The sequence below is a fragment of the Mycoplasma sp. Mirounga ES2805-ORL genome, from assembly GCF_017084445.1.
GTDB lineage: Bacteria > Bacillota_I > Bacilli_A > Mycoplasmatales > Metamycoplasmataceae > Mycoplasmopsis.
On record NZ_CP070947.1, the window covers coordinates 70,302 to 84,900 of the forward strand.

The 14,599-nt window shown below is 29.1% G+C and carries 8 protein-coding genes; 6 read left to right on the forward strand and 2 right to left on the reverse strand.

The genetic code is table 4. The features are described from left to right. The first annotated feature begins 9 nt into the window (after window positions 1-9). The 5 genes from JXZ90_RS00275 to JXZ90_RS00295 all read left to right on the forward strand — a co-directional run bounded on the left by JXZ90_RS00275 (window position 10) and on the right by JXZ90_RS00295 (window position 8,143). Window positions 10-2,949 carry an ABC transporter substrate-binding protein gene (locus tag JXZ90_RS00275; RefSeq protein ID WP_205848407.1) on the forward strand — a complete coding sequence of 980 codons (2,940 nt, stop codon included), beginning with the start codon at window positions 10-12 and terminating at the stop codon, window positions 2,947-2,949. Between the two features lie 14 nt (window positions 2,950-2,963). After that, window positions 2,964-4,052, forward strand: a complete 1,089-nt coding sequence (locus JXZ90_RS00280) for an ABC transporter permease (RefSeq protein WP_205848408.1) — start codon at window positions 2,964-2,966, stop codon at window positions 4,050-4,052. A gap of 18 nt (window positions 4,053-4,070) precedes the next feature. Further along, window positions 4,071-5,102 carry an ABC transporter permease gene (locus JXZ90_RS00285; RefSeq protein WP_205848409.1) on the forward strand — a complete coding sequence of 344 codons (1,032 nt, stop codon included), beginning with the start codon at window positions 4,071-4,073 and terminating at the stop codon, window positions 5,100-5,102. 162 nt (window positions 5,103-5,264) lie between these two features. Continuing rightward, complete coding sequence (locus tag JXZ90_RS00290) at window positions 5,265-6,809, forward strand: ABC transporter ATP-binding protein (RefSeq protein WP_205848671.1); 1,545 nt, start codon at window positions 5,265-5,267, stop codon at window positions 6,807-6,809. Window positions 6,810-6,811: 2 nt separating this feature from the next. Beyond that, window positions 6,812-8,143 (forward strand): ABC transporter ATP-binding protein, encoded by a 1,332-nt coding sequence (locus JXZ90_RS00295; RefSeq protein ID WP_205848410.1) that lies wholly within the window; start codon window positions 6,812-6,814, stop codon window positions 8,141-8,143. A 55-nt stretch (window positions 8,144-8,198) separates the two neighbouring features. Here the strand turns inward: JXZ90_RS00295 and JXZ90_RS00300 are convergent, their stop codons facing one another. Both JXZ90_RS00300 and lpdA read right to left on the reverse strand, forming a co-directional pair. After that, window positions 8,199-9,770 carry an NCS2 family permease gene (locus tag JXZ90_RS00300; protein WP_205848411.1) on the reverse strand — a complete coding sequence of 524 codons (1,572 nt, stop codon included), beginning with the start codon at window positions 9,768-9,770 and terminating at the stop codon, window positions 8,199-8,201. Window positions 9,771-10,048: 278 nt separating this feature from the next. After that, complete coding sequence (gene lpdA, locus JXZ90_RS00305) at window positions 10,049-11,515, reverse strand: dihydrolipoyl dehydrogenase (RefSeq protein WP_205848412.1); 1,467 nt, start codon at window positions 11,513-11,515, stop codon at window positions 10,049-10,051. Window positions 11,516-11,813: 298 nt separating this feature from the next. Here lpdA and gyrA point away from each other — a divergent pair, with 298 nt between their 5' ends. Beyond that, window positions 11,814-14,591 carry a DNA gyrase subunit A gene (gene gyrA, locus JXZ90_RS00310; protein WP_205848413.1) on the forward strand — a complete coding sequence of 926 codons (2,778 nt, stop codon included), beginning with the start codon at window positions 11,814-11,816 and terminating at the stop codon, window positions 14,589-14,591. Window positions 14,592-14,599 lie beyond the last annotated feature (8 nt).

The following is a 14,599-nucleotide window of genomic DNA, read 5'->3' on the forward strand; positions in this document are numbered from 1 at the left end:
AGGATAATAATGAAAAAAAATATTAAAAAAATGCTATTTTTAAGTTCTATAACTACTTCATTAGTTTCAACAACTTTATTATCCTCATCATGTAATAAAATTGATTATGACTTTGGTTTAGTTACAGATCCTATTAACTCACTTAACTATATTAAATATGGTTCAGTTAATAAATTGCTTCCTTCATTGGTTGAAAGTCCTATTAAACAAGGACCTAATCCAATAGTTAAAGCTATTAAAAGTAGAAGTTTACCTAAATTACCTTTAGGTATTTACATAGACAGTAATATTGACAATGTCGAAGATTTTGTAAGCAAGTATCCAAATCCAGATAATTCTGGAAGCAGTTATGACTTGAAAGATTTAGATGCAGCACCAGGAAGTATCGATACAACATCAACTCAATTTTTACCTGTGAATTCTATTTTAACTAGCTCTAATAAATTTTTATCTTCAGCGGTTCAATTAAATAGAGGTCAAAGTAAATGAAGTAATGGCGATGTTGTTACAGCTGACGATTATATTGATGCTATGCATTATATTTTGGATATTAATACAGGTAGTCAAAAACAAACGTCAATTTTGCAAAGAAAATTTAAAGGTAGTCAAGAGTTAATTGAAGCTCAAAATGAATATATTAGAAAGCACAAAGTTGGATATCAAAATCCATTTGGCTATCCTAAACTTAAAAAAGAAAATGGTAAATATGTTTATGATGTCTTTAATGAAAATTACAAACCATGATCTAGTCAAAATAAGGATGATGAAGCTGAAGTTTTAAAAATTAAAAAAGCAGCTCTAAACTTAGGTTTTTATTCAGCTAGAATGTATTGAAATTATGATAATAAAACAATATTATCATCAATACCATATTCACCTGACTTTAATTTTGATGACGAAATTACTATTTTAATGCTCCCAAACCCTGAGTATTCTTTAAAATTTCATACTCAAGAAGAACTTAAATCAATTCCCGAAAGAATAGCTACAAAAGTAAGAAGATATCCTTACTTTGATCCTTATCAAATTCAATCAGACAAATTTAATAAACTATTAGATCAAGCTAATACTTTAAAAAGAAAAATGAATTCAAGTATTATTTACGATGAACTTAATAAAGCTGCTTATAATAAAGAACTTAATACTTTATATAAAGAATTGTTTGCTAGCACAAATGAAAACACTTTAACAAATGAGTTTGTAAAAAATCTAGATTCAAGACTTTATTTTACAAATAGATTATTAGCTTTAGATGAATATACATTAAGAATTGAATATGATTCATATCAACCTACAGGTTTATCTAATGCGTTGGAGGATATTAAAACAGTTATTACTCCAGTAAATAGAAAATTCATTGAGTCGATTGGTGGTATATCAGAATTTGGTTTAAATAAAAGAAGTTTTTTAACTAGTGGACCATTTACTATTGGGGAATTAGTTTTAGGACCACAAGGTTATTTAATATTAAATAAAAATAATGAATACTATTCAGCAAATGATACTATTTCAAATAAAATTAAGATCTTCTTTTCAAATAATCCTAACATTAATAGTGCTATGTATTCTGATGGTTATATTGCTGCAACAAAAATACCTGCCATTGAGCAATGGAAGTATTGGGAAAATCCAAAGACTAGAAAATATATGAAAAAAAGTCATGGATTTGGAACCATTGCTCTTGCATTTAACTTAGATGATGAAACAAATGGAGCAGCTAATTATTCAGAAATTTCTACTAATTCATCTTCGCCTGTTAATGACCAAGATTTAAGAAATGCTATTTATTATGCAATAGATAGAAATGCTATGTTAAATATCGTAGGGTGAAACTCATCATTTCCTGTTATCACTTGAACAGCATTTGGTAATGCTTCTTCAAGTAATGGTGATGCAGTGGAAACTGGTTTTGACCACGATTACATGTATACAAAATATGGTAAATATCCAGAAAAAATAAAAGCCAATAGCTATTTAAATGACTCGGATTATGCTAATTCTAAAGCAGAATCAATTTCAAATGGTTGAGGTATTCCAATTCCTGTCCAAAACTATTCTCATATAGATCACTTAGCTAAAACAATGCAATTTGAAAATGTTGATCGAACAGATAAAGCATTTCATTTAGAAGTGGCTCGTGCATTCTGAGAGCATTACAAAAAGAAAACTGGAAAAAATAGTGTGACATTGAGATTTATCTCAAATTCAACTGATGAACAAAAAAATGCTAGTTTAGCTCTTTCTGACTTTATGAATAAGGCTTTTAATGGTGAAATACAAATTGACGTTAAAAGCTTGCCAGAAAACGTTTATGAAGATTATAGAACTACTGGTAAGTATGATTTAATCTATAGAAACTTTGATACATTTGGTTCGGATGTTTATTCTTATGTAAGAACTTTTATGAAACCTGACGAAATAAATAGTAATGAACAAAAAACAACAGGTTTTAGAAACAATCCGTCAGGATCATGAACTTATGAAAAATATTTTAAAGACTTAGGATACTACTATAATCTTCTCTCTGAAACTGTCATGATAAAACCTGGTCATTTGAATGAAATTGAAAATACTAGAAAACGTTTAAGAATACAAAAAGATATTTGAACTAAAATGGTTGAGTTGTCTATAGTTAAACGTTTAGACAAAAATGATATAAGTCACGAATTAATAACTGATTACACAAAGAGATATATGAAATTCTTCTCAAATACTTTTACTAGTGAAGAGGAAAAACAAAAGTGGACCGAAAAGAAGGTTTTTGCAGTTATTACAGGTTTTGAAAAAATCGTTCGTGAGGCAGCTCCTGTTGTACCATTAATGGAAGTTGATACTTATTGAGAAATTTCAAGAGTTAATGGTGTTGCAAGTTTATATTCATATTCACTACAATATGCATACGATATAGCAAGACCTCCAATTAGTAATTTACCATTGGAACTTAAATAGAAAGGAGAAACAATATGGAAAAAAATAATAACCAGAATCATGAATTTGTTTCTATGACAAATATTGACCTTGAAGCAGATTCAAAATTAACAGTGAAAAAAAGTTATGTTGATTTTAGTAATAAGATAAAGCCAGAAGTTTCTCGTTTCTGACAAGTATTCAATTTTCAATCAACAACCTCAAAAGTATTATTAAGAATTCTAATAATGATTGCAGAGTTTTTCGCAGTTGCTTGAATTGTTGTAACAATAACATTTTTCTTAATAAATTCAATTCCTGGCTCAAATACAATAACATCAGGTTTAGATGACGCGGCCAAAAAAGCAGTTGAAATTAAATATGGTTTGGATAAACCTCTTGGTCAAAGATATTTAATTTATTTAGGTAATTTATTTCATGGCGATTTTGGTATATCTTTATCAGTTTTTCCTGGGCAAGATATAAACGATTTTGTCTGAGTTAGATTTTTAAAGAGTTTTCTAATTGGGATATTTTCAGTTATGTTAACTTTAGTTATAGGAATTCCGTTAGGTGTTTACGTTGGTATGAATCCAGATAAATTACCTGACCATATCGCAACAGTTGTGGTTTCTATATTCTCTTCAATACCCTCATTAGTTTTTGCACTTTGATTACTTTTATTAGGCCGGGAAATGAATCTGCCTTATTTGTATGATCATAAAAACATTCTTTCATACATACTTCCTGGTTTAGCCCTATCCTTAGGTTCAATAATTGTTTATATTAAATATATAAGAACTGAGTTAAATAGAGAGTTAAATTCTCAACATTCAAAATTCTGTTATTTAAAAGGTTTATCAAAAAGCAGGTTTGTTTGAACTCATGCTTTAAAACCTTCGCTATTCCCTATTGCAACATTCTTCCCAGTTGTTGTATTTGGAAGTTTTATAGGTTCTTTATTCGTTGAACAAATATTCTTCATAACAGGTTCGGGTGGATTATTGCTTAATGCAATTACTTCAAAAGATTACAACATAATTTTATTTATGGTTACATTATTTTCATTAATCACAATACTTTCTTACACATGTCGTGATGCTTTATATAAAATCATCGACCCTCGTGTGAGAAAAAGTAAATAAAGGAAAGGAGTTTATATTATGTTTGATTGTTCAAAACCATTTTGTGATGCACCAGGCAGAAGACACATTAGTCCAAATAATCAATTTGGAAAAGAATTAGCTCCTAACCCTTGAGTGCAACCATTTGCTTATAAAAGATGAGAAATTGTTGGTAATCTTTTAGAATTTCATGAAACTAGTAATTTAAACCAACAACAAAAACCATGAAAAGAATTCTTCTATCGTTTTAGTAGATCGTTTGCTGGTGTTTTTGGATTAGTTGTGTTTATAATTTTAGTAATTTGTGCTTTAGTTATTCCTCCCGTTTTAAGCGTTGGTGTTGAAAATGGGATGAGTGGAGCATTTGATCCTGATAGATTAGATTACACTATTAAATATCTCAGTTTCTATGAACAAGGTCATATTTTTGGAACTGATGCTTTAGGTCGTGATGTTTTTGCTAGATTATGATCTGGTATTAGATATTCATTAACATTAGCTGTTGTTGTTACTTTAATACAAGTAACATTTGGAATGTGCATTGGAATTATTATGGGACATTTTAGAATGTTTGATAGAATCATGACTTTTATTATTAAAGTTATTTCTAATGTTCCTTCAATAATTATTTTAATTGTATTCACAATTATATTAAAACCAACATTCTGAGTTATGGTTTTTGCTCTTACTTTCACTTCGTGAACATGTATTGCAAACCAAATGCGTTCTCAAGTTTTGAGAGCTAAATCATTTGAATGAGTTAGTGCTTCTAAAATATTAGGCACTCCAACTTACAAAGTTTTATTCAACTATTTACCAGTTGTTATACCTATTTTAGTTACAGAAATAGTTTTCTCAATTCCTGGTGTTATTCTTAGTGAAACATCACTTGCATTTATTGGATTGTCATTAGATAATGCTACACTTGGTAATTTAATTACTGAAGGTTCAAAGATATTTGTTACTTATCCACGTTATGTATTGATACCTTCATTTATGTTGATTATTGTTACAACATCTATTCAACTTATTTCAGCAAGTGTTCAGGATAGCTTATTAAGACAAAGATAGTCAGGAGAAAATATGGAAACAAGTACAAACAAGAAAACAAGTGCAAAAAAAACAACTAGTAAAAAAACTAATAAACCAGTTGAAGGCAAAATAGAAAAATCAATTTCAGAGCAATGAAAAAATTTAACCTACATTGATAAAGTTAAATATTATTCTGAAAAAATGACTTCTAGATTTGAAGATAAAGAATTTTCAAATCATGTTTCTTATTCAAAATTATTCCCTGAAACTATTAAAATTAATGTTGCACATCACCCTAAAAACCTTTTAGAAGTTAGAAAAGATCAAAAAAATAATGTTTGAAGAAACATTAAAGATTTTTGAACTAATTTATTTATCAAAACTAAAAGATTATTTTCTGGTAAAAAGAACGATACGACAGTAGATATTGATGAATATATAAATAATGCAAGAGTTGAAAGCGTCTTAGGTGAAGATTTAAGAGTTGCTGCAGAAATTGAAGATATATATTTAACATTTAAAAATCCAGCTAATCCTAAAGAAAAGAATTTAGTTCTAAGAGGCCCATCATTAAAAATATATGAAGGTAAAGTTCATGCTATTATTGGTGAATCCGGTTCAGGAAAATCAGTAATTACATCACTTTTATATGGACTTACAGGAAACAACTCTATTATTGAAACGGGTAAAGTCAAACTATATGGACTTGAAGTTCAAAGTTACAATTTATTTAATTGAGAAAAATCTAAATTAAGAGGACGTGTAGTTTCTGCTGTTTTCCAAAACCCAATGTCTATTTTGGACCCTACAATGAAAGTTGGCAAGCAAATTATGGAAGGTATGCTTATCAATAAAATTGTTAAAACTAAAAAAGAAGCTTTTGAAGAATCTATTAAATATTTAGAATTAACTAAAATAAACAATCCACGTGAAGTTATGAATTTATATCCTCATGAACTTTCAGGAGGTATGATTCAAAGAATTGCTATAGCTGCAATTGTTTCGCTAAGACCAAAAATACTAGTTATGGATGAACCTACCACAGCTTTAGACCCAACAGTTCAAGCTTTAGTGCTTGATATTATTAGAGAATTACAAGAAAAATTTAAAATTGCTATTGTTTTTATTACACACGACTTAGGTGTTGTTGCATCAATAGCCGACTTTATAAATATTATGTATGCAGGTCAAATTATAGAATCGGGGACAAGAGAAGAGGTTTTAATTCACCCTCAACATCCATATACATGAGGTTTAATTTCATCTATGCCTGATTATAATCAAAAAGAAAAACTTGAAGTTATTAGAGGTTCTGTTCCTTCATCACTTAACTATATTCAAGGAGATTCATTTGCGGTTCGTAATAATTATGCGCTTGGACGTGATTTCACACAAGAAGCAGATATGTATCAAATAAGTTCAACACATATTGTTAAGTCTGCTCTACTAGACAAGCAAGCGCCTTTCTATGAACCTCCCAAATTAATCCAAAATCTTTGAAAAAGATATTTCAATAGACTAGAACAAGTACATGGTAAGAACTTTTTTGAAGATTTAAATAGTCAAAATTATATTTTTTGAAAAAATGAAGTAGAAAAACATAATGTAGAACTAGAATTATCGGGCGTAGTTGATTTAGCAGATTCTGAATCATCTAACGAAATTAAACAATCATTTACTGAAGAAGAAATTAATGAATACAAACATGAACAAGACAAAAACAACGAAAGTAAAGAAGAGAAATAAGTATGAATGAAAATAAACAAGAATACTATTGTGAAAAAGGAAAATTTAATAAAAAGATTTGTCGTCCTATAAGAAAAGGTGTTCATGAAATGTTAGATTCATCTTCAAAGAAAAAAATTGTTGAAATTAGAAATTTAGATATAGAGTATGGTTTCGGTGCAAAAAAATATACAGCTATTAAAGATATGAATCTTAATATATATGAGGGTGAGGTTTTAGGTTTAGTTGGAGAATCGGGTTCAGGTAAAACAACTACTGGTAGAGCTATTATCGGCTTAGTTCCTCATAATTTTGGGTATATTAAAATTTTAGATAGAGTAATTCCTAAAAATATTGACAAGGTTCACTTTGGAAAATATAAAAAAGAAACAATTGACTTTATGGTTAATAAAGTTCAAATGATTTTTCAAGATCCAACAAACAGTTTAAATCCATTTAAAAATGTTGAACAAGTAATTGGAGAGGGTTTAACTAATCTTAAAAGTTCAAAAGATATTTATCTATCAAACATTGACCAAGATACTTATTTAGAAATAAATAAAAAAATTAATGAAATTGATTCTAAAAATCCTTTAACTAATAATGTTTGAAAAGATATAAGAGATAATGAGAAAACTACTAAAGACCTCTATGATTTTGTTAATGTCAAAACATTAGACATCCTTAATGAAAGAGTTAAACAAAATAGTCAGTACCAAGAAATAATTAATTTTGTTAGTGAAAGAAAGCAATTTAGAGATGAAGAATCTAAGTTAAATGAAAAACAATGCAAACGTAAATTAATAGTTGATATTCTTAGTCAAGTTGGTCTAGATGAAACTGTCTTAAGTAGATTCCCACTGGAATTTTCAGGAGGACAACAACAACGGGTTGGTATTTGTCGTTCAGTTGTCTTGCAACCTAAATTATTAATAGCTGATGAACCTATTTCAGCTCTTGATGTTTCTATACAAGCTCAAGTTATTAATATTTTTAATGAATTAAAGGAAAGATACCATTTAACAATATTATTTATAGCTCACGATTTAAGAATGGTTGAATATATTTCTGATCGTATTGCAGTTTTAAATAAAGGAACTCTTTTAGAAATAGGTCCTACTCACGAAATTATGCATAATGCTCATCATCCATACACCAGAAGTTTATTAGAGGCAGTTCCTTCAATTGAAAGCAAAAAAGGTTCACTTATTGGTTATGTTTATGACGCTAACATGCACAATTACTCTCAAGAAGTGCAACCTTCATGACAAAAAATTAATGATGAACACTTTGTTTTAGCAACCGACGAAGAATTTAAAGAATTTAAAAAGCAAGCTAAATTAAATAATAAGTAATTTAAATAATAAAAACTAGCCAGTAAAATCAAAGCTAGTTTTTTTGGTTGTTTTATTAAGAATAAAATTGAATAATTGTTAAATAACCGATAAAGACAAAGAATAATCCATACAACATTGGATGAATATCTTTAAATTTTCCTTGCACAAATTTCATTGTAACATAAACTATAAAGCCAAATGCAATACCGTTTGATATTGAAAATGTCAATAACATAAAAATAATAATTGTAAAAGTACTTGCTGCAATGCTTATATCATCCCAATTAATATATTTTAATTGAGACATCATCATAATTCCTAATGTAAATAAAACCATGGCTGTAACTGCTGGGGAAGTTGCAAATATTGCAAAAAGTGGAAATAGAGGAATTGATAAAGCAAATAAAAATGAAATCATAATAGATGAAAGTCCGGTTTTTCCACCATATTCTATTCCTGCGGATGATTCAATAAATGTAGTCACAACTGGTGTGCCTAAAACTGCACCTCCAATTGTAGCAATTGAATCCGACATTAAAGCTCTATCCGCTCCTTCTAATTCTCCATCTTTATTTATTAATCCTAAAGGATTTGCAACTCCAACAAAAGTTCCTAAAGTATCAAATAGATCCAAAAATAAAAATGTAATAATAGCTGGCAAAATTGATATTTTTCAAAAACTTTTGCCATCAGTAAATATAGACACAAACCCTTTACCCACAATGTCTTTAAATGAACCTAATTCAGAATATTTAAATTGGCCGTTAAAGTCAAATTTAGGAAAGTTATCTATAAATGATCCATTTATTCCATAATATGAATAATTGATAATAGCTCCAACTGTAGCAGTTACTAAAATTGAAATAATGAAGTTAAATTTAATTTTTCTAGCATATAAAATAATTGATAATAATATTCCTCCTAAAGCTAATAAAGCTAAAGGTGATGCAAGATTCCCAAGTGTTACTGATGGTGTACCCTGAAAAACTAAAGTTCCGGGACCGGCTAGATGAATTGTTTTACCAGGATCAACTGTTATATTGTTTGCGGTGAAAGTATCAGTAGGTCCATTTGGTACAATAATCCCTGAATTTTGCAAACCAATAAAAGCTATAAATAAGCCAATGCCGGCTCCAATAGCTAATTTAAGATCTTTAGGAATAGCTTTAATGATTGTTTTTCTAATAGGTGTTAATGAAATTATTAAGAATAATAATCCAGATAAAATGCAAATTCCTAATGCTTGTTCAGCGCTGTAACCTCATTTAGCGGCAACAGTGTATGAGAAAAAAGCGTTAACCCCCATTCCCGGAGCTAAACCTAAAGGCAATTTTCCAAATAGACCCATTAGCATAGTTCCTAGAAATGCTGATAAAGCTGTAGCTAAAAAAGCTGCACCGTATTTCATATTTGCTCCGTGTGGATCTGATAAAATATTTGGATTAGCAATTAGAATGTAACTCATTGCCAAAAAGGTAATAAGACCTGAAATCAATTCAGTTTTAATATTAGATTTTCTTTCCGATATTTTAAAAAACTTATCAATTTTTTTAACAAAACTGGATTGTTTTTTATTTTTATTATCATTTAAATTATCACCGTTTTGTTTATTTTGATTTAAATCAATAGATGTTTCTTGTTCCATATTTCCTTTCTAAAAAATAAAAAATTCCCATTATTTAAAATGCGAATTACCTTGTATCCATACAAGGTCGGTGATTTATAGTTGAGCACTTAATTAAAACACCAAACTTGATTTTAACATGTGTTATATATTTAATATTCAATTACTTTTAAAAAAAATAATATTTAATAGTTATTGAAAAATAATGTTCCACATTTATGTTAGATATTAATTTTTATAATTGAAAAAAATACCGTATTGGCTATTTTATAGGCATATACGGTATTTTATTATTGGAATTATTTTTTTAATTGATGTAATTTTAATGATGCACTTCTTGCACATTCTCAAACAATTTCAGAATAAGTTGGGTGTGGGTGGATTGAGTATGTTAAGTCATCTACTGTCATATTCTTTTCAATTGCTAAAGTTAGTTCAGCAATGTAATCTGTTGAGTTAGCACCAATAAAGTGAGCTCCTAATATTTGACCATTGTCTTTATCAACAACTAATTTTGCAAATCCATCTGTGTGTTGTGAGGCAATCGCCTTTCCTAAATATCCAAATAAGTATTTTGATGTAAATACATCTTTTCCTGCTTCTTTAGCTTTTTCCTCAGTCATACCAACAAATGCAATTTCTGGATGTGTATATATGCAACCAGGAATTGGTTTTGTATTTGTAAATTTAGGTTTTTTATTTCCTAAAATATTTTGTACCGCAATTAAAGCGTGGTTATATGCAACATGGGCTAGCATAGCTTTTCCTGTTAGGTCCCCAATTGCATAAACTCCTTTAACATTAGTTTTCATTTGTTCATCAACAACAACTTCTTTTCTTTGCCCAATTATAACGCCGGTTTGTTCTAAACCTTCACTAACCGGAACACGTCCAACAGCTATTAAGTAAACATCAGATTTCACTGTTTTTACTTCATCATTAACTTTGTACACAAGTTCTTTTTTAGAATTTATTTCAGTGCTTGAAGCATTGAAAATAATTTCAACACCTGCTGCTGTTAATTTTTTGGCAATTTCTTTCGCAATATCTAAATCAATTCCAGGTAACAATCTATCCATATTTTGAATAATTGTTACTTTAGTTCCAACTGATGCAAATACTTGCGCAAATTCAACACCTATAACTCCACCACCGACAATAGTAATTGAGCTAGGTCTTTTTTCGCCATAATTAATAGCTTCTTTTGAAGTTAAAGCATTTTCATCATTGTATGATTCTTTAAAACCGGGAAGCATATCTAATTTTCTGTCTAAACTACCCATAGCCATAATTATATTTTTGCCACGATATACTTTGCCTTCAACTTCAACTTCATGTGATCCAACAAACTTAGCTTCAGCTTCAAGAATTTTACATTTTGAAGCTTTCATTAACATTTTTACACTACCTGATATTTTAGTTGTGATTCCTTTTTTGCGTTCGTGCATTTTAATTCATGTTTGATCATAGTCAATATTTAACTTATCAAAGTTACCTATTATTCCAAATCCGGCAGCATTGATAATGTTTTCTAATGTAGCTGTTGAAGCTAGTAATGCTTTAGTTGGAATACATCCAACATTTAAACAAACTCCACCCCAAAATTCTTTTTCTATAATTAATGTTTTTAAACCTGACTTACCAGCTTCTTCTGCCGCTAAATATCCACCAGGTCCAGAACCAACTACAATAACATCAAATTCTTCTTCAATTTGACCTTTGTATTCGATTCCATTGTCTGCAAAAGCTTTAAATTTTTCTGTCATAATATCCTTCTTTTATAATGTTTTTTTGTAGATAATAAATCTAATTCTAATTATAGTTTTTATTTTTACATATCTCTTGCATTTTTAATTTAAACTTACTAATTTCAAATAAAATGAAAAAATATTTATCATTTTTTATGTTTAATATTTTCTTAAAAACACAATTATTTTTTAAATAAAATTAAACATTTTTATTATATTTTTTTACTAAAATTAGCCGTCTAAAACACAGGTCATTATGATATAATTTTCTATATTTAATATATTATATTAACTATATATTCTTAAGGAGATATCAATGGCAAAATCAAATAAAAAAAATAATAATAAAGAACCTATTATTATTGATGAAAATAATGAATTAAATGAAGAATTAAATGAAGATTTCATTCCAGAAGATGAATTGTTTGTTGCGTTTAAACCAGTTGAAGAAACAAATGATCACGATGATGAGGAAGAAGAAGAAATTCCTCAAAATAAAGCAGAATATCAAGTACAAAGTCAAATTTTAGAAGAACCATTAAATGGGATTAAACCAATAGTTGTTCAAAATGAAATGAAAAACTCATTTTTAGAATATGCAATGAGTGTTATTGTTTCTCGGGCATTGCCTGATGCACGTGATGGTCTAAAACCAGTTCATAGAAGAATACTTTATGATATGAGTGAATTAAATATTACTCATACATCTCAACATAGAAAATCAGCTCGTATCGTAGGGGATGTTTTAGGTAAGTACCATCCACACGGTGATAGTTCAGTTTATGAAGCTATGGTTCGTATGGCTCAAGATTTTTCAATGAGATATCCACTAGTTGATGGTCACGGTAACTTTGGTTCAATAGATGGTGACGAAGCTGCTGCAATGCGTTACACCGAAGCTAGAATGTCTAAAGTTGCTTCAGAAATGCTTGATGGTATAAAAAAGGATACCGTTACTTTTGTAGATAACTATGATGGAAGTGAACAAGAACCTTCTGTTCTTCCTTCGAGATTTCCGAACTTACTTGTTTCTGGTGGTTCAGGTATTGCTGTTGGTATGGCCACAAATATTCCTCCTCACAATCTAGGAGAAGCAATTGACGCAACAATAGCCTTAGCTAGAAATCCAGAAATTACTATTGATGAATTAATGGAATATATACCAGGTCCCGACTTTCCAACAGGAGCAACAATTTTAGGAATTAATGGAATTAAAGATGCATACAAAACTGGTAAAGGATCAATTCCGGTTCGTTCAGTTGCTAGAATTGAAGAATTAAAGTCTGGAAAAAGCAAAATTATAGTTACAGAAATTCCTTATGAAATTAAAAAAACAGCAATTATTGAAAAGATTGCGGAACTAGTAAAAGATAAATCTATAGAAGGTATTGCTGATTTACGTGATGAATCATCTCGTGAAGGAATAAGAATTGTAATAGATGTTAAAAGAAATGTTAACCCTCACATTCTTTTAAATAAACTTTACCGTCAAACTAATTTACAAGTTAACTTTAATGCAAATATGGTTGCTTTAGTTAATGGTGAACCTAAAATGTTAAATCTAAAATCTGCTTTAGAAGTTTACTTAAAGCATCAAGAAGATGTTGTAACACGTAGACTACAATTTGATCTTAAAAAAGCTGAAGATAGACTACATATACTTGAAGGTTTAAAAATAGCTGTCGAAAATATAGATGAAGTAATTAAAATTATTAAATCATCAAAAAGCGATGCAGATGCTCAAGCTAACCTAGCTAAGAGATTTGATCTAACTGAAAAACAAACAAAAGCAATAGTAGATATGAGGCTTGGACGTCTAACTGGTTTAGCGATTGATAATATGTTAGAAGAAATGGCTAACCTCACTACTGAGATTGCAAGAATTAAAGATATCTTAAGTCATCATGATAAATTAATTGATTTAATTGTTGAAGAATTAACTGAGGTTAAAAATAAATATAATGATAAACGTAGAACAGCAATTGATGAAGATGCTCATGGAAATATTACTGATGAAGATATGATTCCTGAACGCGATGTTGTTATAACAACAAGTTCAAATGGTTATGTTAAAAGAATGGATTTAGAAGAATACAAAATGCAACGTCGTGGTGGTGTTGGAATGAACACGATGAAAACTTATAACGATGATGATATTGCCAATATTCTGACAACGTCAACTCATACTGACTTATTACTTTTCAGTAATCAAGCCCGCGTATATAGAATACGTGCTCATGAAATTCCTGAATTGTCACGTCAATCAAAGGGAACACCATTTATAAATATTGTTCCTTCATTAAATGTAAAAGACGGTGAAAAAATTGTTTCAATGTTACCTATTAATTCTTATGATGAGGAAAGTTACTTGTTTACAACAACTAAATTTGGCGTAATTAAGAAAACATCGTTAAGTCAATATGAAAGAATTAACTCAAATGGTAAATATGCATTTAACTTAAGAGAAGGTGATGAATTAATAAGAGCTATTGTCGTAAATGATAATGATTTAATTCTTTTGGCTAACAATAAAGATAGAATAATTAAATTCCAATCAACTGATTTTAGACCAATAAGTAGAACTGCAACTGGTGTTAAAGGTATGACTTTAGAAGAAAATCAAGAAGTTATGTCAGCCTCAACATCTGGTGAAGGTGAACTAATTCTTACTATAGGACGTAAAGGATTTGGAAAACTTACTCATCATGATTTATTTAGATTAATTAAGCGTGGTGGTAAAGGTGTTAAAGGAATTAATGCTAAATCTGCTGGAGATTTGGTGTTTGCTAGATTTGTAAATCCTCAAGATGAATTATTATTAATTACAACAAGCGGTTTAACAATAAGAACAGCAATTAGTCAAATCAGTCAAACAGGACGTGCTGCTAAAGGTGTAAAGATAATTAATCTTAAAAAAGATGAAACTATCCAAGCTGTTGAAGTTATTAAAATCGATGAAAAAACAGACTTAGAAGCAACATTAGCTGCTACACAAGTTATTGAAAACATTAAACAACAAACACAAGAAATAAATATAAAAGATCTTTCAAAAGATGATAATGATGATATTGAAGAAGACAATGACGAACTATAATATTAGGT